A 19,720-nucleotide genomic window follows, 5' to 3' on the forward strand; every position below is an offset into this window, starting at 1 on the left:
CCCCGCACCCGCCCCACGACCACGTCGATCGCCTCCCCGTCCAGGACACGTACCGTGACGGTCGCCGTGAACGGCTCGTTCTGACTGCCCTGCACCTCACCGATCACCAGTCCCGGCGCGACGCGGAACGACAGCACCTGCCCCGCCCGCACGTGACTGCGACCACGACCCAACCGCCCACCGCCGGAGGACTTCTCGACCGCCGCCATCAGCGCGCGGCCCCAGCCCTCGCCCGCGCCGCGCCGCGCCACCCGTCTCACTCGCCCACCGCCCTATTCACCGACCGCGTCGTCGCCGAGCATCATCAGCGAGGCCAACTCGTCGTCGCTCATCTCGGTGATCCACTTCTCGCCGACGCCGACCGCGAGATCCGCGAGTTCCGCCTTGCCGGTGAGCATCGCGTCGATGCGCTCCTCCAGGGTGCCGACGCACAGCAGCTTGCGAACCTGCACGTCTCGGCGCTGACCGATGCGGAACGCGCGGTCGGTGGCCTGGTTCTCGACGGCAGGGTTCCACCAGCGATCCAGGTGCACAACATGATTCGCCGCGGTCAGGTTCAGCCCGGTGCCACCGGCCTTGAGGGAGAGCAGCATGATCGGTGACGGCGACCCGTCGCGCTGGAAGTCGCGGACCATCTCGTCGCGCGCGGTCCGCGGCACCCCACCGTGCAGGAACGGCACCGCCACCCCGAACCGCTCCGCCAGGTAGGGCGCCACGATCGACCCGAACTCACGGAACTGCGTGAACAGCAGTACCCGCTCGCCGTCGGCCAGAACCGACTCGACGATGTCCTCGACCAGCGCGAGCTTCCCCGAGCGGTGCCGACCGCGTCGGATCGCGGGCGAACCGTCCGCCAGGAAGTGCGACGGGTGGTTGCACACCTGCTTGAGCCTGGTCAGCGCGGCGAGCACCACACCCTTACGTGCGCGCGGATTGTCCGCGTCCCGCAGACGCCGCGTCATGTCGTCGAGCACCCCGCGATACAGACCCGCCTGCTCGGCGGTGAGATTGGCCCGCACCGTCATCTCGAACTTCTCGGGCAGGTCCGCGATCACCGTCGGATCCGTCTTGACCCGCCGCAGTACAAACGGCGACGTCACCGCCTTCAGCCGCGCCAACGCGCCCTCGTCCTGCAGTCGTTCGACCGGCACCGCGAACCGGGCCCGGAACTGCTGCGGCGACCCGAGCAGGCCGGGGTTGGCGAAGTCGAGGATCGACCGCAGTTCCTCCAGCCTGTTCTCGACGGGGGTGCCGGTGAGTGCGAGACGATGCCGCGCAGGGATGGCACGCACTGCCCGCGACTGCGCCGTCGCCGCGTTCTTCACGTGCTGGGCCTCGTCGAGAACAACCCGACCCCAGCCTGTTTCCCGCAGCATCTCGACGTCGCGCGCCGCGACCGCGTAGGTCGTGACCACCAGGTCCGACCCGGCGACCGCAGCCGCGAACCCGTCGCCGCGCAACCGGGCAGGCCCGTGGTGGACGTGCACCCGCAGTCCCGGCGTGAACGACGCCGCTTCTCGCTGCCAGTTCCCCACCACCGACATCGGGCACACCAGCAGTGTCGGCGCCACGGCGCCTGCGCGCTCCCGCTCGTGCACCAGCAGCGCCAGCAACTGCACCGTCTTCCCGAGCCCCATGTCGTCGGCGAGAATGCCGCCGAGCCCGAGGTCGCTCATGAACGCGAGCCAGTCGAGGCCGCGCTGCTGGTACGGGCGCAGCGTTGCGTTCAGTCCGTCCGGCGTCGGAACGGGATCGGGACGCGACGCACCACCGAGCAGCGCCGACACCCACCCGGTCGAGGTGATCGCGTCGACGGGGATCGGCGGCGGGTCGGCCGCGGTCAACAGCGCCAGCAGCCCGCCGAGCGTCGAGGCATCGCCCGACTCGTGAGCGCCGACGTACTTCGCTGCCTTCGCGAGCGCCGCGCCGTCCGCCTGAACCCACTGCCCCCGAAGCTGCACCAGATCCGCCGCCGACCGAGCCAGGCGCTCGATCTCGGCGGCCGTCAGTACGAGGTCGCCGATCGCGAGTTCCCAGTTGTAGGAAAGCAGTTGGTTCATCCCGACGTCGCGTTCGTCGGTGTCGAGGAGCACGGGCGGGCTGGCGACCGCCAACCGCAACGACGGCGCCGCCACCACCCACGCCCGCGGCAGCAGCAGCGTCACGCCCGACGCCGCCAGCGCCCGCGCCCCGTGCGCCACCAGGTCCATGACCACCGCGAGCGGCAGCAGCAGATCGAGTCCGTCGAGATCCGACGGCACCGCGCGCAGTCGCGGGTACGCCTCCATCGCCTTCCCGAGCAGCCGCAGGGCGACCCGCAGCCCCTCGGGGTCGGTGTGACGGACCGGCATCGGTGCCTCCCCCGAGGGTCGCAGACACACTTCGAGACGCCACAGCAGTACATCCGAGCCCGACTCGGCGAGGTCGTCGGATTCGTCCGGTTCCACGAGCCGCAGGACGAGGTCCGGTTCCTCCACGGCAAGCGATTCACGCCACCGCTCGAGCCGTGACTCCGCGACCGCGGCACCCCGGATCGGTCCGTCCTCGGGCTCCGGGATCGGCGTGTCGGTCAGCAACGCGTGCAGCATCGGGTGGTCGCTGTCGCGGCCACCGAGCCGGTCACGCACGATCGGGTCGGTCAGCGCGAGGACGAAGTCGTCGAGGGCCTGCCTGCCTCCGGCGCGGCGAAGCACCCCCGGCATCGCGGCGCCGAGTTCCGCGAGCCACGCCCGCTGCCGATCGCCGCCGAGCAGCCGCCACCGCACCCACCACCGGCCGTCCTCGCGCCCCAGATGGGGGACGACCCGACCCGCCTCCGCCCAGCGCCGGATACCGCGCGCGACATGGACGAGGTAGCGCAGATCGCCGGGCAGCCGGGGGTCCGTCGCGGACAGGTCGAAGAGCAGCGACGCGGCGTCGGCGGGCGCCAGCGCCAACGCGGGAACCTCGACCTCGGTCAACTCGCCACGCGCATCGGGCAGCACGACGGTGACGCGATGCCGGAACCGGCGACCGAGCAGACCCGGCAGCGGCGACGGCAGGCCGTCCTGGTCGTGCGGCGCATCGGAGGCAGCGGTCCACAGCATCAGCCCCGAGCCGGGAGACCACACCGCATGCACCACCGGACCATCCAACCACCCGGCGCGGACAGCCTGGCTTCACGGCGCCGACCAGCGGAATAATGGGCGTCGACGCCGTTCGCACACGGGAGGTTCCATGACCATCCTGATCCAGGTGCTCGAACAGGGGTACTCGCACAGCACCCCGTGGGAGCAACGCAAATACCAGTACGTCGACGTCGCCCACATCCTCGGGATGCGGCTCGACGGGAACAAGGGTGTCTGGCTGGACATGTCGCGACCCGGCGAATCCCACCAGCTTGCGCTGGCACCGACCGCGGAAGACGCGATCCTCTTCATGCTGAAGGCGTTCGACGCCGTCGCCACCTGCCGGAAGCAAGGCGGCTCGTGGATCGTCGGGCACGACGGGACCGAATACGGCTCCATCGCCGCGACCCACTTCCCCCTGCCCTGACCGTCAGACGTACTCGACGACGACGGTCTCGATGGTGCCCTCGAACGGGAACGGTGCCCGGTCGAAGTAGTCCAGCGACACCGGCGAGCCCAGGCAGGTGCCGATGTCGAGGCAGTCGTTGGCGGTGAAGAGCAGCGGCGCGCTCACCGGCACCGTGGACCGACCCACCTCCTGCCCGTCCACCGACAGCACCACGTCGAGCGGACCGCCCGGCCGCTCCTGCGCGTACACCGTCGACACCTCGACGGTGTGGGCACCGGGGACCATCGGTTGCGCGGAGCGGATCTTGGTCCGCATGAGAATGAAGAGGTTGTACTCGAAGCAGAGGTAGCCGTCGTCGAGGTAGCAGGTCAAGCCGCCGCCGTTGCCACCGAGTGCGTACAGGACGCCCGAACCGGACTCCGGGACCGTCAGTTCGATCGTCACCCGATTGTTCTTGTTGCCCAGCGCCGGAGCGCAGAACTCGGGCATGCGGGTGACGTCACCGGTGAACCGCCAACTGGTGTACGGGGTGGAGATGCGCTGCTCCGGATGCATCGCGACCACCCACAGCCCGCCACCGACGGGCAGGACCTTGTTCTTGGCCGCCTCGATCGCGAACAGTTCACGCAACTGCGCCAGCTTCTTCGGATGCTGGTCCGCGAGGTCGTTGTTCTGCGTCCAGTCCTCGTCGAGGTGGTAGAGCTCCCACGTGTCGTCGTCGGGGTTCCAGTCCTGGATGCCAGCGGGCATACCTGTCGCCCACGGTGCGCGCGGTCCGAACGCGGACGCCATCCAACCGTCGTGATAGATCGCCCGACTGCCCATGATCTCGAAGTACTGGGTTGTCTTGCCCGCCTTCGCGTCCCGATCGACGAGCGTCGCCGCGAAACTGGCACCGTCGATCGGGTCCTGCGGAATGCCGTGCACCATCCGCGGCGGCGTGATGCCGAGCAGGTCGTAGAAGGTCGGCACGAGGTCGTTGCAGTGCAGGAACTGCGTTCGCGGAACTGGGTCCGGTGTGACCTTTTCGGGCCAGCGGACGACCATCGGGTTCCGCGTCCCACCGAGGTGCGAGGCGAGCAGCTTCATGCCCTTGTACGGCGTACTCCCCGCCCACGCCCACCCCGCGTGATACATGTTGTCGGTCTTCGGGGAGCCGAGGACATCGAGTCCGCCGAGTTCCTCCAATGCCGCGATGTGTTGAGCCGTGGTGGTCGGAATGCCGTTCTGGGCGAGCAGTTCACTGATCGTGCCGTTCTGCCCCTCGCCCGACGAGCCGTTGTCACCCCAGATGTAGAGCACCAGCGTGTTGTCCCGGTAGCCGAGGCTGTCGAGTTCGTCGAACAGGCGCCCCACCTGCACGTCGCAGTGCTCGGCGAAGCCCGCGGCGACCTCCATCAATCGCCGCTGGAACGGCTTCTCGTCCTCGGGGATGTCGTCCCACGCCGTCATCGTCGGGTCGCGATCGGTCAGTTCGGATTCCGGCGGAATCCAGCCCGCCTCCTTCGCCCGCGCGAAAACCCTCTCGCGGTAGGCGTCCCAGCCGTCGTCGAACTTGCCGGAATAGCGGTCCGCCCACTCCTTCATGATGTGGTGCGGGCCGTGCAGGCAGCCGCTGGCCCAGTACATGAAGAACGGCCGGTCCGCGTCGAGGGCCTTGTGCCTGCGGAGCCACCCGATCGCGTCGTCCGCGAGGTCCTCGCTGAGGTGATAGCCCTCCTCCGGAGTCTTCGGCGGCAGCACGACCGTCGTGTTGCGGACCAGATGCGGTTCGTACTGGGACGCCTCCCCGGCGAGGAAACCGTAGAAGTAGTCGAACCCGACCCCGGTGGGCCAGTTGTCGAACGGTCCGGACGCCGTCGTCTCCTCGGCGGGAGTGTTGTGCCACTTGCCGAACGCGGCCGTCGCGTAGCCGTACTGCCGCAGCACCTCGGCACCGGTCGCGCTCGACTTCGGAATGTGGCCGGAGTACCCGTCCCAGTCGTTGGCGAGTTCCGCGATCTGGCCGTTCCCGACCCGGTGATGGTTCCGCCCGGTGAGCAGTGAGGCTCGGGTCGGTGAGCACATCGCGGTGGTGTGGAAGCGGTTGTAGCTGACGCCCTCCCCCAACATCTGCGACAGCGTCGGGGTGTTCACCTCGCCGCCGAACGCGCTCGGCAGACCCGGGCCCGCGTCGTCGATCAGGACGACCAGGACGTTCGGCGCGTCGTCGGGCAGCCGCCGCGACTTCGACCGCGGGCTGTACACCGACTCCTGCATCGTGCGACCCGCGACGCTCCCGGACGGTGTCGGCGGGAAGGGAAGCGAGTCGCCGCCCGGAATCCGCTCTCCCCTGACGTCACCGTTCACGTGCCGACTCCCTTCGCTACCGGACGAGGCCGCACCCAGTGCAGCATTCGCACTCGGCCGGCGGCCTCACCCTGCGCGGGTGAAAGCCCAGCTATCTCGCGGTTTCGGCCTGTTCGGGGACGTCGACGGACTCGGTGATCCGTGGTCGAACGAAACGCCGGTACGCAGCCGTCAGGCAGGCGAGCCACACCACGCCGACGATCAACGCGACGCGAGTGTCCGCATCGAAGGCCAGCACGACGATGACGAAGCCGAGGAACGCGAGCGCGGTGAGCGGCGCGTACGGCCAGAACGGAACGGGGAACTGCAGCTCCGCCTGCTCCTGCGCGCTCATCCGCCGGCGCGCCCGGTACTGCGAGAGCAGAATCATCACCCACACGAACACCGTCGCGAAGGTCGCGATCGACGCGATGACGACGAACACCGACTCGGGAATCAGGTAGTTGAGCAGGACCGCGAGCAGCAACGCCACCGTCATCACGACCACCGTCATCCACGGCACGCCGTTGCGCGACACCTTCGTCATCACCGCGGGCGCCTGACCGCGCTGCGCCATTCCGTACATCATCCGGCCCGCACCGAAGACGTCACTGTTGATCGCGGACAGCGCCGCGGTGATCACGACGACGTTGAGCACGGCCGCGGCCGGTCCCACTCCGATCGCCTCGAAGATCTGCACGAACGGACTGCTGCCGGTGCCGATGGTGTGCCACGGGATGATCGCCATGATCACGGCGAGGGTGGCGATGTAGAAGAGCATGATCCGCATCGGGACCGTGTTGACGGCCCGGGGAATGGTGCGGGCGGGATCCTCCGCTTCGCCCGCGGTGATACCGATGATCTCGGTGCCGCCGAAAGCGAACATCACGATCGCGAAGCAGGCGACGAACCCGCCGAATCCGCCCGCGAAGAAGCCGCCCTCGCTCCACAGATTGCTCACGCCCTGCGAGGTGTCGTGCACGCCGAACCCGAAGATCAGGATGGCGACACCCGCGGCGATCATCGCGAGAATCGCGGTCACCTTCACAACGGTGAACCAGAATTCGAGCTCACCGAACACCTTGACGCTGAGCAGGTTCAGGGCACCGATGAAGAAGACGATCGCCAGCACCCAGATCCAGCGCGGCACGTCCGGGTACCAGAACCCCATGTAGACGCCGAACGCCGTGACGTCGGCGAGGCAGACGACGATCATCTCGAACGTGTACGTCCAGCCCGTCATGAATCCGGCGAGCGGCCCGAGGTGCTTCGCGGCGTACTCCCCGAACGAGCCGGAGACGGGATTGCGGACGGCCATCTCACCCAGCGCACGCAGCACCACGTACACGGCGGCACCGCCGATGAGATACGCCAGCAGGACCGATGGCCCCGCCTTCTGGATCGCCCCTGCCGAACCGTAGAACAGGCCGGTGCCGATGGCGGATCCGAGCGCGATGAAGCGGATGTGGCGGGCCGACAGACCTCGGGTCAGCGCCGTGGCGGCGTCTTTCACTTCGGGTCTCCCAGCTCGTCCTGCACGGTTGCGACCAGCAGTTTAGTGCTGTTGCGCAGGTCACTCACGGTCGGGCCACGTGGCGACGTGCCGCGGCAGCGTCCCCGTTTCGGTGAGGGCGGACACAGCGGCTAAGATCGCTGCCAGGTCATGAGTGCCAGCATCAAGCCCCGGCTCGCTGGCCGGCAACCCTCCATCCGCGGTGGGGTGCCCCGGGTGATGACCTGGTTCTCCGCACAACGGAGGACAAGCGCGGGTCCGCTGGGACGGACCCACCAACAGGGCCACGACCCACCGGAGGTTTCACCATGTGTTGCTGTCGCAGATAGGCCCCATCAGCCAGGGCGCCCCGTCGCGCCTCATCTTCGGAACACAACCTGGAGCAGAGCCAACCCATGAGCGAGAACACGATCGATCCGACCGCGAGCTGGAGCTTCGAGACGAAGCAGATCCACGCGGGACAGACGTCCGACGCCACGACCAAGGCCCGGGCGCTGCCGATCTACCAGACCACCTCGTACACGTTCGACAACACCGACCACGCCGCCGCGCTGTTCGGCCTCGCCGAGCCCGGCAACATCTACACCCGGATCATGAACCCGACGCAGGACGCCGTCGAGCAGCGGATCACCGCTCTCGAAGGCGGCGTCGCCTCGCTGCTGCTGTCGTCGGGACAGGCCGCGTCGACGTTCGCGATCCTCAACATCGCGAGCGCGGGCGATCACGTGGTGTCGAGCCCGAGCCTGTACGGCGGCACCTACAACCTCTTCCACTACAGCCTCGCGAAGCTGGGCATCGAGGTGACGTTCGTCGAGGATCCCGACAACCTCGACCAGTGGCGTGACGCGATCCGCCCGAACACCGTCGCGTTCTACGGCGAGTCGATCTCGAATCCGCGCAACGACATCCTCGACATCCCCGGCGTCTCCGCAGTCGGACACGAGGCGGGGATTCCGCTGATCGTCGACAACACCGTCGCGACGCCGTACCTGCTGCGCCCGCTCGAGCACGGCGCGGACATCGTCGTGCACTCGGCGACGAAGTACCTCGGCGGCCACGGCACCGCGATCGCCGGCGTCATCGTCGACGGCGGCACCTTCGACTGGACGCAGGGTCGCCACCCCGGCTTCACCACCCCCGATCCCAGCTACCACGGTGCGGTGTTCGCCGACCTCGGCGCTCCTGCGTACGCACTGAAGGCGCGGGTGCAGTTGCTGCGCGACCTCGGGTCGGCCGTCTCACCGTTCAACGCGTTCCTGATCAGCCAGGGCATCGAGACGCTGAGCCTTCGGGTCGAGCGGCACGTGCAGAACGCGCAGCGGGTCGCGGAGTTCCTGGAGGGACGCGACGACGTCGTCCGCGTCGCGTATGCGGGGCTGCCGAGTTCGCCGTGGTTCGAGCGGGCGCAGAAGCTCGCACCGAAGGGCGCAGGCGCCATCGTCGCGTTCGAGCTGGCAGGCGGTGTGGACGCGGGCAAGAAATTCGTCGATGCGCTCACGCTGCACAGTCACGTCGCTAATATCGGCGACGTGCGTTCCCTCGTAATCCATCCCGCGTCCACCACCCACTCCCAATTGACCCCGGAGGAGCAGTTGGCGTCCGGTGTCACGCCGGGCCTGGTGCGTCTCGCGGTCGGCATCGAGGGCATCGACGACATCCTGGCCGACCTCGAGGCCGGATTCGCGGCGGCGGCGTCTTGACAGTCGGTTCCGTTTCCAGCCCCCGTCCGGCCGGGCCCCGAGAGGTGTTCCCGTCGCCGGACGGGCGGCTGACCACGATTCCCATCGGTTCGCTGACGCTCGAGGACGGGACGCTGCTGCCCGACGTCTCCCTCGCCGTTCAGGCGTGGGGCGAACCGAGCGCGACCCGGGACAACGTGGTGCTCGTCGAACACGCGCTGACCGGCGACTCGCACGTCACCGGACCGGCGGGCGACGGTCATCCGTCGCCCGGCTGGTGGGACGGCATGGTCGGCCCCGGCGCACCGATCGACACGAACGAATGGTGCGTCCTGGCCACCAACGTGCTCGGCGGCTGCCGCGGCACCACCGGACCTACCTCCCTCGCGCCCGACGGACGGCACTGGGGATCCCGGTTTCCCGGCATCTCGATCCGCGACCAGGTCGCCGCCGAGGCGGCCCTCGCGGACCTGCTCGGCATCGAACGGTTCGCCGCTGTCCTGGGCGGGTCGATGGGCGGCATGCGCACCCTCGAATGGATCGTTGGGCACCCTGAAAGGGTAACGGCCGCACTGGTTCTCGCCGTCGGCGCTCGCGCCAGCGCCGACCAGATCGGAACCCAGACCACCCAGATGGCGGCGATCACGGCCGACCCGAACTGGCAGGGTGGCGACTACCACGGGACCGGACTCAGCCCCGATGCGGGCCTGAGCGTCGCACGGCGCATCGCGCACCTGAGCTACCGCACCGAGGGCGAACTCGACGCACGGTTCCACAACGACCCCCAGGACGGGGAGGATCCCCGCGCAGGCGGCCGTTACGCGGTGGACAGCTACCTCCAGCATCAGGCGTCCAAACTGGTGGCCCGCTTCGATGCGGCCACCTATGTGCTCCTCACCGAAGCGATGAACCGGCACGACGTCGGACGCGGGCGCGGCGGGGTCGAGGCGGCTCTGGCGTCGTGCACCGTGCCCACGATCGTCGGCGGCGTCGACTCGGACCGCCTGTACCCGCTGTGGCAACAACGTGAGATCGCGACCCACCTCGCGGGATGTGAGGGACTTCGCGTGGTGAACTCGAAGGACGGCCACGACGGCTTCCTGACCGAGGCCGCGTGGGTGACCACGCTGCTCGGCGAGACGATGGAGTTGACCAGGGCCCACCGCGATGTGCGGAGCGCCCACCGCACATCGCCCGATCCTGATTAGTGATCCCAGTTTCGCGATTGCCCCCATCGGGCGTGTTTCAAGTCGATAACATCGCGCCGTGCTCCCTATAGCAACAGATTCGACCACGACACCCTCGCTCTCCGGCGGCAGTGACCTGCGCCCCGCGGGGGCCGCCGGATCCTCCGCGGCTACCACCACGTCGCCCGACGCCCGGCCCGTCCTGGATTTCCCTCCGACCGACGGGACCATGGTCCATCTCGCGATCGGCACGCTGGCCCTCGAGTCGGGCGACCAACTGCCCGACGTCACGGTCGCCGTTCAGTGTTGGGGCGAGCCGAGCCCCGAGCTGGACAACATCGTGTTGATCGAGCACGCACTCACCGGGGACTCCCATGTGGTCGGCCCGGCCGACGACGTGCACCCGACCCCCGGCTGGTGGGAGGGCATGGTCGGCCCTGGCGCGCCGATCGACACCGATGAATGGTGCGTGCTCGTCACCAACGTGCTCGGCAGCTGCCGCGGCACGACCGGTCCCGCCTCGACCGCCCCGGACGGCCAGGCATGGGGCTCTCGATTCCCCGCGATCTCGGTGCGCGACCAGGTCGAAACGGAACGAGTCCTCGCGGACAAGCTGGGGATCGATCGGTTCGCGGCCGTCGTCGGCGGCTCACTCGGCGGCATGCGCGCACTCGAGTGGATCATCGGCCACCCGGACCGGATCGCCTCAGCCCTGCTCCTGGCGGTCAGCCCCCGCGCGACGGCAGACCAGATCGGCGGCCACACCGCCCAGATCGACGTCATCGCCGCCGACGTGAACTGGCACGGCGGCGACTACTACGGCACCGGCACTTCCCCGGACAACGGGCTGAACATCGCCCGCCGGTTCGCCCACCTGACGTATCGCGGCGCCGCCGCCCTGGACGACCAGTTCGAGAATGCCGCCCAGAAGGGCGAGGACATCTGGAACGGCGGCCGGTACGCGGTCCACAGCTACCTGGACTACTGCGCCAACAAGCTCGTGGCGACCTTCGACGCGGGCTCGTTCGTCGCCCTCACCCACTGCGCGAACAAGCACGACGTCGGCCGCGGCCGCGGCGGCATTGCCGCCGCTCTCTCCTCGACCGCGGTTCCGACCATCGTCGGCGCCATCGACTCCGACCGGATCATGCCGCTCCACCAGATCGTGGAGATGGCGGAGCTGCTGCCCGGTTGTGACGGCACGCGGATCGTGAATTCGCCCGCCGGGCACGACGGCTTCCTCACCGAGTTCGAGTGGGTCACGGGACTGATGGATGAGACCCTCACCCTGGCAAGGGCTGCACGCGCAAACCGGTAGTCGATCCCTGGCCGGTGCCGTCACGACGACGACACCGGCCAGGCAGTTCGAACCGGTCCGGGAACGGCTCAGCCGGTCCCGAGCGGGTCGATGGACACCGCGAGCCACACGATGGCTCCGCCGACGAGGGTCAACGCAGTGACGTCGAACGCCTGCCCGCGGACGGCGAGCAGGCCGACCTCCTCGGTCCTGAAGCAGAGCCGGAACCCGGCCGCGACGAGAGTCGCGATCCCGAACACGAAAGCTCCACGCCGCCACCGGTCCGCAAGCACGAACCCGATGGCGACCAGGACGATCACCGCGACCACGATCAAGGGCAGGTTCCTCCGCGCGAACCGAAGCCACCGGTTCGCCGGCTCCGCGGCGGCCGTCACCGTGGTCAGGCCGACTCGGCCGCGAGCTGTTCGGCGCGCTCGACCACGTTGCTCAACAGGAACGCGCGCGTCAGCGGTCCGACACCACCCGGATTCGGGGAGATGAATCCGGCGACCTCGCGAACGTCGTCGGCGACGTCGCCCCGAAGTCCGTCGGGGGTGCGGCTGACTCCGACGTCGAGGACGGCAGCACCCGGCTTGACCATGTCGGCGGTGATCAGACCCGCGACTCCGGCGGCGGCGACGACGATGTCGGCGCGGCGAACCTCGGCGGCGAGATCCTTGGTGCCGGTGTGGCAGAGGGTGACGGTGGCGTTCTCACTGCGACGGGTGAGCAGCAGACCGATCGGCCGGCCGATGGTGACGCCGCGACCCACGACGGTCACGCGGGCACCGTCGATCGGGACGTCGTAGCGACGCAGCAGGTGCACGACACCGCGCGGGGTGCAGGGCAGCGTCGCCTCCTTGCCGAGAACCAGACGGCCCAGGTTGACCGGGTGCAGTCCGTCCGCATCCTTGTCGGGGTCGATGCGTTCGAGCGCGGCGTTCTCGTCGAGGTGCTTCGGCAGCGGTAGCTGCACGATGTAACCGGTGCACTCCGGGTTTGCGTTGAGTTCGTCGATGACGGCCTCGAGCTCGGCCTGGGTGATGTCGGCGGGCAGATCGCGGCGCAGCGAATTGATACCGACCTTCGCGCAGTCGGCGTGCTTGCCGCGCACGTAGGACGCCGAACCGGGGTCGTCGCCGACGAGCACCGTGCCCAGTCCGGGGGTGATGCCCTTGGCCTTCAGTTCGTCCACCCGAGCCTTCAGGTCGACGAAGATCTCGTCACGGGTTGCCTTGCCATCGAGAATCGTCGCAGTCACGACGCCCATTCTTTCAGGTAACACTGGACACATGGCACACAGTCCTGAACTCGCGCCCGAATTGCGCGGTCCGCGGGTCGTGTTGACGCCCCTTCGGCCGGAGCATCGTCAACGACTGCGGGAGATCCACCGGGAGCCGGAGGTCCGGCGCTGGTGGCAGATGCCCGACGACGACTGGCCGGAGGCCCTCGAGCCCGACACCACCGGCTACACCGTCCTGACGGACGACCGGATCGTCGGGTTCGCGCAGTGGTACTTCGAGGCGGACCCCCAGTACCGGCACGCCGGCCTGGACCTCTTCCTGTCCGCCGAGGTGCACGGCCGCGGACTGGGCACGGAGGTGATCCGCGTGCTGTGCACGCACCTGATCGACGACCACCACCATCACCGGCTCGTGATCGACCCGAACGTGGCGAATGCCGCGGCCATCGCCTGCTACCGCAAGGTCGGGTTCACAGAAGTCGGGGTGATGCGGGAATACGAGATGCGACACGACGGCACCTGGGAGGACGGCCTGCTGATGGACCTGCTGGCCCGCGAGTTCGTCCGCTGACCCGCCCGGTCACGCGAGCACCGCGGCGAGCGCCCGCCAGCGCCGGTGGCGGTGCCGGAACAACAGGTGGGCAACGGGGCCGACCACCGCGCCGCGCCAGCCGTCGTCGATCTCGATCTCGTCGGTGTACCGGCAGGAGTGCTCGCCCGTCGGAGTGAACGTCAGGTGGTGATTCCACGTTCGAACCAGACCGCCGTGTTCACGGGTGAGGATCTCGGTGGCGTCCAGTCGCAGCAACGTCAGGTGATGGGTCCACGCGGGGATCACCCCGAACCACCACAGCCGGCCCGAGACGCGGGAGCCGGGCCCGATGCGGTCGGGCCGGTCCAGTGTGCGAATTCGGAGGATCGGCCGGAGTACGAAGTCGAACAGTTCGGGCTTCTGCGCGAGCGCGCACGCGGTATCCGCGGCGATCGGCAGGTCCACGGACCTCGTGACCGTTCCCATCACCACAGCATGATGGCGTCCGCGGGCGCGGACAACCCGTCACTGCTCGACAACGAGTCCGTTGGCCGCGGCCATTGCGACCGCCTGGGTGAGGTCGATCTTCGCGCCGGTCAGTTTCGCGCTGGTCCACAGGGACGCGTCGACGTGCGCGCCCCGTAGGTCCGCGTCCTCGAGGCGAAGCCCGAAGGTCCGGGCGCCGTGCAGGTCGACGGCACGCAGGTCCGCCTTGCGCAGATCCGCCTCGACGAGGTTCGCTTCGCGCAGCCGGCAGTCGGTGAAGTCGATGCCGCGCAGGTCCGCTCGCCCGAGGGAGGCGAGCGTGAAGTCGACCTCGTCGAAGTCGACGGGCCGCATCCGGCACTGCTCGAACGTCGACCCCATCAGGGTTGAGCTGCGAAACTGGCTGTGCCACAACGTTGTCCGAGCGAACGTGCAGGATCGAAATGCCGTCACGGTGTGCACCCCGTCGCTGAGGTCGGCGCCGGTGAAGTCGCAGTCCGTGAAGACCACGTGCTCGGTCCGTAGCTCGCTCAGGTCTGCGTCACGGAACGTGCATCCCGTGTAGTGCCGCCGAACCCAGTGCTGCCGCGGCAGCCGCGCATCGGAGAAATCCTCACCGACGAACTCTTCGATCTCCTCAGCCATACCCCGATCCTGCCCGCCACCCCCGACACGGCACAGCCGTGCACGTCAGCGGCCCGCAGCGGGTCCCCGTGCCCCGCCGGAGGTTGCCGAGCGACCCACATGCCGGACGTCGTGCCTGGTCCGCAGGCCTGACGCGGGTCGGCAACCGGCGGGGCAAGGCAGATGGCAAGCTTGTGCCGTGTTCCGTCTCCTGTTTCACGAGCCCCGCATCCCCCCGAACACCGGCAACGCCATCCGGTTGGTCGCCGGGACGGGGAGTGAGCTGCACCTGGTGGAGCCGCTCGGCTTCGACCTGTCCGAGCCGAAGCTGCGGCGGGCGGGCCTGGACTACCACGACCTGGCATCGGTGACGGTCCACGCGGACCTCGAGGCCGCATGGGCGGCGCTGGCGCCGGAACGGGTGTTCGCGTTCACCGCACACGCCGACACCTCGTACGCCGACATCGAGTACCTGCCCGGCGACGTGCTGCTGTTCGGTCCGGAACCGACGGGCCTGTCGGACGAAGTGCTCGCCGACCCGCACGTCACGAGCCGGGTGCGGATCCCGATGATCCCGGGACGGCGGTCACTGAACCTGTCGAACGCCGCTGCCGTGGTGACGTACGAGGCGTGGCGCCAACACGGGTTCGCCGGCGGGGTCTGATCAGGGCACTGCCAGCCGTCGGCGGAGGTCGTCGACGCCCACCCGCGCACGCTGCGCGTCGATCTCGGCCCTCAGTTCCCCTCGGTCACCCCCGAGCGCCGTCGCGGCTCAACTCGACGCGCATCTGGTTGAACCGGAACAGTCCCGGCCTGCCCGCGACCGCCTCGTACGCGGCGACGACGTCGGCCATGAACCGGGCAGCCCGGTCGGGTTCGAGCCGTCGCGTCCAGTCGGTGGACCCCACCGTGCACCACCGCAGGAAGTCCCAGCGAGAACCGAAGTCCCACTCCACTTCCCACGTCCGTCGCCCCGTCACCGCGAACCCCGCCGCCTCGGCGAGCGCCGCGTACTCGTCGGGCGTGGGGTGCACGTAGGGCGCCTCGAACCCCGCGAAATCGGCGGCCCACTCCGGCCGGTGCGTGACCTCCATCTCGATGTCCTCGACACTGGAACGCTCACTGGCGCAGACCATCTGGACCACCGCTCGGCCACCCGACCGCAGCACACGAGCAAGAGACTCCAGTGCGCGTCGCTGCTCGGGTACCCAGTGCAGCGCGTTGAACGACACCACCAGGTCGAACTCGTCGACGAACGGCAGGTCGCGGGCATCGCCGACCAGGAACCGTGCCGACGCGCCGGCCGGAACCGGGCGTGCGGTGGCCGTCTCGATCATCCGCGGCGACGCGTCGATCCCGACGACCGACCCCCGCGGCACCCGGGCCGCCAGTTCGAGACTGACCAGACCGTCCCCGCAACCGATGTCGAGGACCAGCTCGTCGCCGCGCAGGGTGAGACCGGCCAGCGCCTGCCCGGCGAGCGTGCGTTGCAGCGCACTCACCTCGGCGTACTCGTGTCCGTCCCACAGGGGCACGGACTCAGCATACGGAGGATTCGCCGCAAAGACGGCCGATCACTCCTGGTCTCGGCCCGCCTCGTACCGGCCGAGCACGTCGAGTACGCGTCCGACCAGGTCGTCGATGTCGGCGCCGGTCGTGTCGAAGGCGAGATCCGGCCGCTCCGGCGCTTCGTAGGGCGCGTCGACTCCCGTCAGTCCCCGCAACTCCCCCGCCGCGGCGCGGGCGTACAGGCCCTTCGGGTCGCGGCGAGCGCACTCCTCGACCGGGGTACTCACGTGGACCTCGAGGAATGGCAGATCCGCGGCCTCGTTGAGGGCGCGGGCGATCGCCCGGTCCGAGCGCAGCGGCGACACCATCGACGCGATCGCGACGACACCGGCGTCGGCGAACAGTCGGGTCAGGTGCCCGACTCGACGGATGTTCTCGGCCCGATCACCCGGGGTGAAGCCCAGGTCGTCGGAGATGCCGTGCCGCACATTGTCGCCGTCGAGCAGGTACGCGGCGCGGCCGGAGTCGACGAGCGCGCGTTCGAGTGCGACCGCCACCGTCGACTTCCCCGACGCGGGGAGCCCAGTGAGCCATACCGTCGCACCCCGCTGACCGGTGGAGTTCCAGCGTCGATCACGATCGAGCGCGGACGGATGCCACGTGATGTCGCGCCGCGCCTGCTCACCCTGGACGACTTCTCGGGCAGCGCCGACCGTTCCGGCGCCCACCGTGTCGTTGCTGTGCTCGTCGATCAGGATGAACGCACCCGCGTCCCGGTTCGTGCGGTACGGGTCGGCCAGGACCACCGTGCTCGTCCTGAGCGTGATCCGGCCGATGTCATTGAGCGCCAGTTCGCTGGGAGCCTCGTTCTCCTCCAGTGTTTCCGGGTCGATGCGACTGTGCAGTTCCTGCACGGTCGCGCGGACCGTGCTGGTCGTGTGTTTGAGCAACACCCGATCACCTGCGCGCAGCGGTGCCCCGCTCAGCCAGCAGACGGTTGCGTCGATCTCACGGGCGGCGACGGGAACCACTGGCGCCTCGGCGCTGACGATCAGGTCCCCGCGCGCGACATCGACGTCGTCCGCGAGTTCCAGCGACACCGACAGCGTGGCGACGGCGACGGCCCGCTCCTCGTCCAGGGTGTCGAGGGAGACGACCGTGCTGCGCGAACCGGACGGCAGAACGATCACCTCGTCACCGACGGTGAGCGTTCCCGCGGACAGGCGTCCGGCGTAGCGCCTGCGTCGGCCCTCGCCCGGACGAGACACCCACTGGACCGGCAGGCGCAGGCCCGACGCGACGGCGGACGGCGCAACCAGTTCGACACCTTCGAGGTATTCGAGCAGCGTGGGCCCCTCGTACCAGGCGGTCGACTCCGAGCGGACGACCACGTTGTCTCCCCGCGTCGCGGAAACCGGGATCACCGTGATGTCCGGGATGCCGAGCCGCTGCGCGAGCAACCTCAGTTCGGCCTGCACCTCCTTGAAGCGCACGTCGTCGAAATCGACGAGGTCGATCTTGTTCACGACCGCGACCAGATGTGGCACTCCGAGCAGCGACGCGATCCGGGCGTGACGCCGGGTCTGTCGCAGGACCCCGGCGCGGACGTCGACGAGGAGCACCGCGACGTGGGCGTTCGACGCTCCGGTGAACATGTTGCGGGTGTACCGCTCGTGCCCGGGCGTGTCTGCCAGGACGAAACTGCGTGTGGGCGTGGAGAAGAACCGGTAGGCGACGTCGATCGTGATGCCCTGTTCCCGTTCGGCCCGCAGCCCGTCCGACAGGGCGGCGAGGTCCGCCTCACCGTCGTCGCCGGTGACCGCGTCGAGATGGTCGGCCGGGAGCGACCCGGTGTCGTGGAGCAGGCGGCCGATCAGGGTGCTCTTGCCGTCGTCGACGCTGCCCGCCGTCGCCAGCCGTAGCAGTTGCCGAGGTGCCGTGGTGGTGGCCATCAGAAGTACCCCTCGCGTTTACGGTCTTCCATGGCGGCGACGGAAGTCCTGTCGTCGGCCCTGGTCTCGCCGCGTTCGGAGACCGTTGCCGCGGCGATCTCCTCGATGACACCGGCGACGTCGTCGGCGTCGGAACGCACCGCGCCCGTGACGGTGAGGTCGCCGACCGTGCGATACCGGACCCGAAGTCGGTGCACCAGTTCGTCTTCGGTGGGAATGGTGTATTCGGACAGCCCGAGCAGGATTCCGTCGCGTTCGAACACCTGACGATCGTGCGCGAAGTAGATCGACGGCAACGCGAGCTTCTCGAGTTCGATGTACCGCCATACATCGATCTCGGTCCAGTTGCTCAGTGGAAAGACACGCACCTGCTCGCCGCGGCGGATCCGGCCGTTGTACAGCGACCACGGTTCGGGCCGCTGCGAACGCGGATCCCACTGCCCGAACTCGTCGCGGAAGCTCAGCACCCGCTCCTTCGCCCGCGCCCGTTCCTCGTCTCGACGCGCACCCCCGAATGCCGCGTCGAAGCGGTTCTCCTCCAACGCGTCCAGGAGCGTCCGGGTCTGCAGCCGATTCCGGGAGAAACCCGGGCCGTCGCCCTCTGCGACTTGGCCACGGTCGATGGATTCCTGAACCGACGCGACGATCAGCCGGTGGCCTGTCGCGGCGACGAGGCGGTCCCGGAAGTCGAGCACCTCGGGAAAGTTGTGACCTGTGTCCACGTGCAGGATCGGGAACGGCAGCGGCGCGGGCCGAAAGGCCTTCTCCGCCAAACGCAGCAGAACGATGGAGTCCTTACCCGCCGAGAACAGCAGGACCGGGCGCTCCAGTTCGGCCGCCACCTCGCGGATGATGTGCACTGCCTCGGCCTCGAGTGCCCTCAGTTCGTCGACCCACACCGGATTGTCCACGGCGGTACCGGGCGGAATGGTCGTCACAGGGGAAGCCCCGTCCGAGCGGCCTCGTCTCGGTAACGCTCCACCCACTCGCGGGAGCGGCCGTCACTCTGTCTCTTGAGCGGAGGAGGAGGCGCGAGCTGCGGGTCGAGGCCGAGCTCGATCAGCACCTTCGCCACCGTGGCCTGTGGGTTCCGGACCAGGTCGTCGAAGCTGACATCGACGTGGTCGAGCCCCTCGGCCTCGAACCACCAGCGCCACTGCTCGTCCTGTTCACGCAGGATCCGCACCAGGTGCGCGATGCCGTCGGCGTGGTATTCGGCGCCGTCGTTCGGGGCGGGCGGCGTCGCGTCGTCCCGCCACACCTGGGTCTGCACCGCCCGCCACATGGACACCGCCTGCGCGACGACGTCGCCTCGGAACACGTGAACGAAGGTGAGGTCGCGCCCGAGCAGATCGTCGAGTGCGGCACGGAGCCCGGAACCCGAGCGCCGGTGGAGGCCGGCGGCACGCTCGAGTACGAGTGGGACCTGGTTCCACATCAACTTGCCGCCCCAGACGCCGTTGGGCGTCCTGCCGAGGCTGAGCAACTGGTCGCGCCACTGCTCCGAGGTGCGGGTGTCGACGATGCCCGGTTCGAGTGGCGGGAGCAGCGCAAGCACGCTCGGGTCCGTGACGCCCTCGAACCACTGCCGGGGCTGCGGTGACCGACTGGTCGACGGCAGGTACTGGAAGTACTCCTCGGGGTTGCCCGCGACCGTCGTTGCCCGCAGGGATTCGACCAGCAGCGTGCTCCCACTGCGTTGGGATGCACAGACGAGATATGAACTGGGCTCGGACATGCGGGGAAGAGTAGATCCGAGGTAACCGGTCCGCGACCGGTGAGAATCGAGGTGATCCGAACTGTTGAAGGCACCGTGCGGTCACGCCAGAATCGACTGTTGACCACCTGCTCGAA

The 19,720-nt window shown here is 68.9% G+C and carries 17 protein-coding genes, 1 pseudogene and 1 riboswitch; of the genes and pseudogenes, 6 read left to right on the forward strand and 12 right to left on the reverse strand.

Annotation, left to right across the window (positions count from 1 at the left end):
• Both FFS72_RS21870 and FFS72_RS21875 read right to left on the reverse strand, forming a co-directional pair.
• Positions 1–260: pseudogene (locus FFS72_RS21870) on the reverse strand (SWIM zinc finger family protein); the annotation flags it as partial.
• A gap of 12 nt (positions 261–272) precedes the next feature.
• Positions 273–3,122: a DEAD/DEAH box helicase gene (locus tag FFS72_RS21875; RefSeq protein ID WP_171018782.1), complete on the reverse strand. Its 2,850-nt coding sequence runs from the start codon at positions 3,120–3,122 to the stop codon at positions 273–275.
• Positions 3,123–3,216: 94 nt separating this feature from the next.
• Here FFS72_RS21875 and FFS72_RS21880 point away from each other — a divergent pair, with 94 nt between their 5' ends.
• Entirely contained in the window at positions 3,217–3,534 is a 318-nt protein-coding gene (locus FFS72_RS21880) for a hypothetical protein (protein WP_137875916.1), read from the forward strand.
• 3 nt (positions 3,535–3,537) lie between these two features.
• On the opposite strand, the gene FFS72_RS21885 is transcribed toward FFS72_RS21880, so the two are convergent.
• Positions 3,538–5,775 (reverse strand): arylsulfatase, encoded by a 2,238-nt coding sequence (locus tag FFS72_RS21885; protein ID WP_502704144.1) that lies wholly within the window; start codon positions 5,773–5,775, stop codon positions 3,538–3,540.
• Between the two features lie 181 nt (positions 5,776–5,956).
• On the reverse strand, positions 5,957–7,357 hold the full coding sequence (locus tag FFS72_RS21890) for an amino acid permease (RefSeq protein WP_137875918.1): 1,401 nt from the start codon (positions 7,355–7,357) through the stop codon (positions 5,957–5,959).
• Between the two features lie 146 nt (positions 7,358–7,503).
• Positions 7,504–7,616: riboswitch (SAM riboswitch) on the forward strand.
• Positions 7,617–7,752: 136 nt separating this feature from the next.
• Here FFS72_RS21890 and FFS72_RS21895 point away from each other — a divergent pair.
• The 3 genes from FFS72_RS21895 to metX (FFS72_RS21905) all read left to right on the forward strand — a co-directional run bounded on the left by FFS72_RS21895 (position 7,753) and on the right by metX (FFS72_RS21905) (position 11,541).
• Positions 7,753–9,057, forward strand: a complete 1,305-nt coding sequence (locus tag FFS72_RS21895) for a bifunctional o-acetylhomoserine/o-acetylserine sulfhydrylase (protein WP_137875919.1) — start codon at positions 7,753–7,755, stop codon at positions 9,055–9,057.
• Entirely contained in the window at positions 9,054–10,244 is a 1,191-nt protein-coding gene (metX, locus tag FFS72_RS21900; protein ID WP_137875920.1) for a homoserine O-acetyltransferase MetX, read from the forward strand. Before FFS72_RS21895 ends, metX (FFS72_RS21900) begins: the two co-directional genes overlap by 4 nt.
• Positions 10,245–10,425: 181 nt before the next feature.
• Positions 10,426–11,541, forward strand: coding sequence for a homoserine O-acetyltransferase MetX (gene metX / locus FFS72_RS21905; protein WP_502704145.1), 1,116 nt, complete (start codon positions 10,426–10,428; stop codon positions 11,539–11,541).
• 68 nt (positions 11,542–11,609) lie between these two features.
• Here the strand turns inward: metX (FFS72_RS21905) and FFS72_RS21910 are convergent, their stop codons facing one another.
• Both FFS72_RS21910 and FFS72_RS21915 read right to left on the reverse strand, forming a co-directional pair.
• Positions 11,610–11,915 (reverse strand): DUF3017 domain-containing protein, encoded by a 306-nt coding sequence (locus FFS72_RS21910; protein ID WP_050063302.1) that lies wholly within the window; start codon positions 11,913–11,915, stop codon positions 11,610–11,612.
• Between the two features lie 5 nt (positions 11,916–11,920).
• On the reverse strand, positions 11,921–12,781 hold the full coding sequence (locus FFS72_RS21915) for a bifunctional methylenetetrahydrofolate dehydrogenase/methenyltetrahydrofolate cyclohydrolase (protein WP_212744383.1): 861 nt from the start codon (positions 12,779–12,781) through the stop codon (positions 11,921–11,923).
• Between the two features lie 31 nt (positions 12,782–12,812).
• On the opposite strand from FFS72_RS21915, the gene FFS72_RS21920 reads away from it, so the two are divergent.
• The gene (locus FFS72_RS21920; protein WP_137875922.1) at positions 12,813–13,334 is read left to right on the forward strand and encodes a GNAT family N-acetyltransferase; all 522 of its coding nucleotides are present in this window, start codon (positions 12,813–12,815) and stop codon (positions 13,332–13,334) included.
• A gap of 9 nt (positions 13,335–13,343) precedes the next feature.
• Here the strand turns inward: FFS72_RS21920 and FFS72_RS21925 are convergent, their stop codons facing one another.
• Complete coding sequence (locus tag FFS72_RS21925; RefSeq protein ID WP_137875923.1) at positions 13,344–13,781, reverse strand: Rv1443c family protein; 438 nt, start codon at positions 13,779–13,781, stop codon at positions 13,344–13,346.
• A 39-nt stretch (positions 13,782–13,820) separates the two neighbouring features.
• Positions 13,821–14,426: a pentapeptide repeat-containing protein gene (locus tag FFS72_RS21930; RefSeq protein ID WP_137875924.1), complete on the reverse strand. Its 606-nt coding sequence runs from the start codon at positions 14,424–14,426 to the stop codon at positions 13,821–13,823.
• 178 nt (positions 14,427–14,604) lie between these two features.
• On the opposite strand from FFS72_RS21930, the gene FFS72_RS21935 reads away from it, so the two are divergent.
• The gene (locus FFS72_RS21935; RefSeq protein ID WP_050063297.1) at positions 14,605–15,069 is read left to right on the forward strand and encodes a tRNA (cytidine(34)-2'-O)-methyltransferase; all 465 of its coding nucleotides are present in this window, start codon (positions 14,605–14,607) and stop codon (positions 15,067–15,069) included.
• An 85-nt stretch (positions 15,070–15,154) separates the two neighbouring features.
• Here FFS72_RS21935 and FFS72_RS21940 read toward each other — a convergent pair whose 3' ends face one another.
• The 4 genes from FFS72_RS21940 to stf0 are packed head-to-tail and all read right to left on the reverse strand — an operon-like array spanning position 15,155 to position 19,604.
• Positions 15,155–15,940 (reverse strand): class I SAM-dependent methyltransferase, encoded by a 786-nt coding sequence (locus tag FFS72_RS21940; protein ID WP_137875925.1) that lies wholly within the window; start codon positions 15,938–15,940, stop codon positions 15,155–15,157.
• Between the two features lie 39 nt (positions 15,941–15,979).
• Positions 15,980–17,866, reverse strand: a complete 1,887-nt coding sequence (gene cysC, locus FFS72_RS21945; RefSeq protein WP_137875926.1) for an adenylyl-sulfate kinase — start codon at positions 17,864–17,866, stop codon at positions 15,980–15,982.
• The gene (gene cysD, locus FFS72_RS21950; protein WP_171018783.1) at positions 17,866–18,804 is read right to left on the reverse strand and encodes a sulfate adenylyltransferase subunit CysD; all 939 of its coding nucleotides are present in this window, start codon (positions 18,802–18,804) and stop codon (positions 17,866–17,868) included. Before cysD ends, cysC begins: the two co-directional genes overlap by 1 nt.
• Complete coding sequence (stf0, locus tag FFS72_RS21955) at positions 18,801–19,604, reverse strand: trehalose 2-sulfotransferase (protein ID WP_137875927.1); 804 nt, start codon at positions 19,602–19,604, stop codon at positions 18,801–18,803. The genes cysD and stf0 overlap by 4 nt, the downstream gene beginning before the upstream one ends.
• Positions 19,605–19,720: the final 116 nt, after the last annotated feature.

Source organism: Rhodococcus sp. Q (assembly GCF_005503035.1).
Classification (GTDB): Bacteria; Actinomycetota; Actinomycetes; order Mycobacteriales; family Mycobacteriaceae; genus Rhodococcus_G.

Coding starts and splice junctions, on each gene's coding strand:
- FFS72_RS21880 (WP_137875916.1), top strand. CDS start 3,217: ATGACCATCCTGATCCAGGTGCTCGAACAGGGGTACTCGCACAGCACC.
- FFS72_RS21885 (WP_502704144.1), bottom strand. CDS start 5,775: ATGCAGGAGTCGGTGTACAGCCCGCGGTCGAAGTCGCGGCGGCTGCCC.
- FFS72_RS21895 (WP_137875919.1), top strand. CDS start 7,753: ATGAGCGAGAACACGATCGATCCGACCGCGAGCTGGAGCTTCGAGACG.
- FFS72_RS21920 (WP_137875922.1), top strand. CDS start 12,813: ATGGCACACAGTCCTGAACTCGCGCCCGAATTGCGCGGTCCGCGGGTC.
- FFS72_RS21925 (WP_137875923.1), bottom strand. CDS start 13,781: ATGGGAACGGTCACGAGGTCCGTGGACCTGCCGATCGCCGCGGATACC.
- FFS72_RS21930 (WP_137875924.1), bottom strand. CDS start 14,426: ATGGCTGAGGAGATCGAAGAGTTCGTCGGTGAGGATTTCTCCGATGCG.
- cysC (WP_137875926.1), bottom strand. CDS start 17,866: ATGGCCACCACCACGGCACCTCGGCAACTGCTACGGCTGGCGACGGCG.
- stf0 (WP_137875927.1), bottom strand. CDS start 19,604: ATGTCCGAGCCCAGTTCATATCTCGTCTGTGCATCCCAACGCAGTGGG.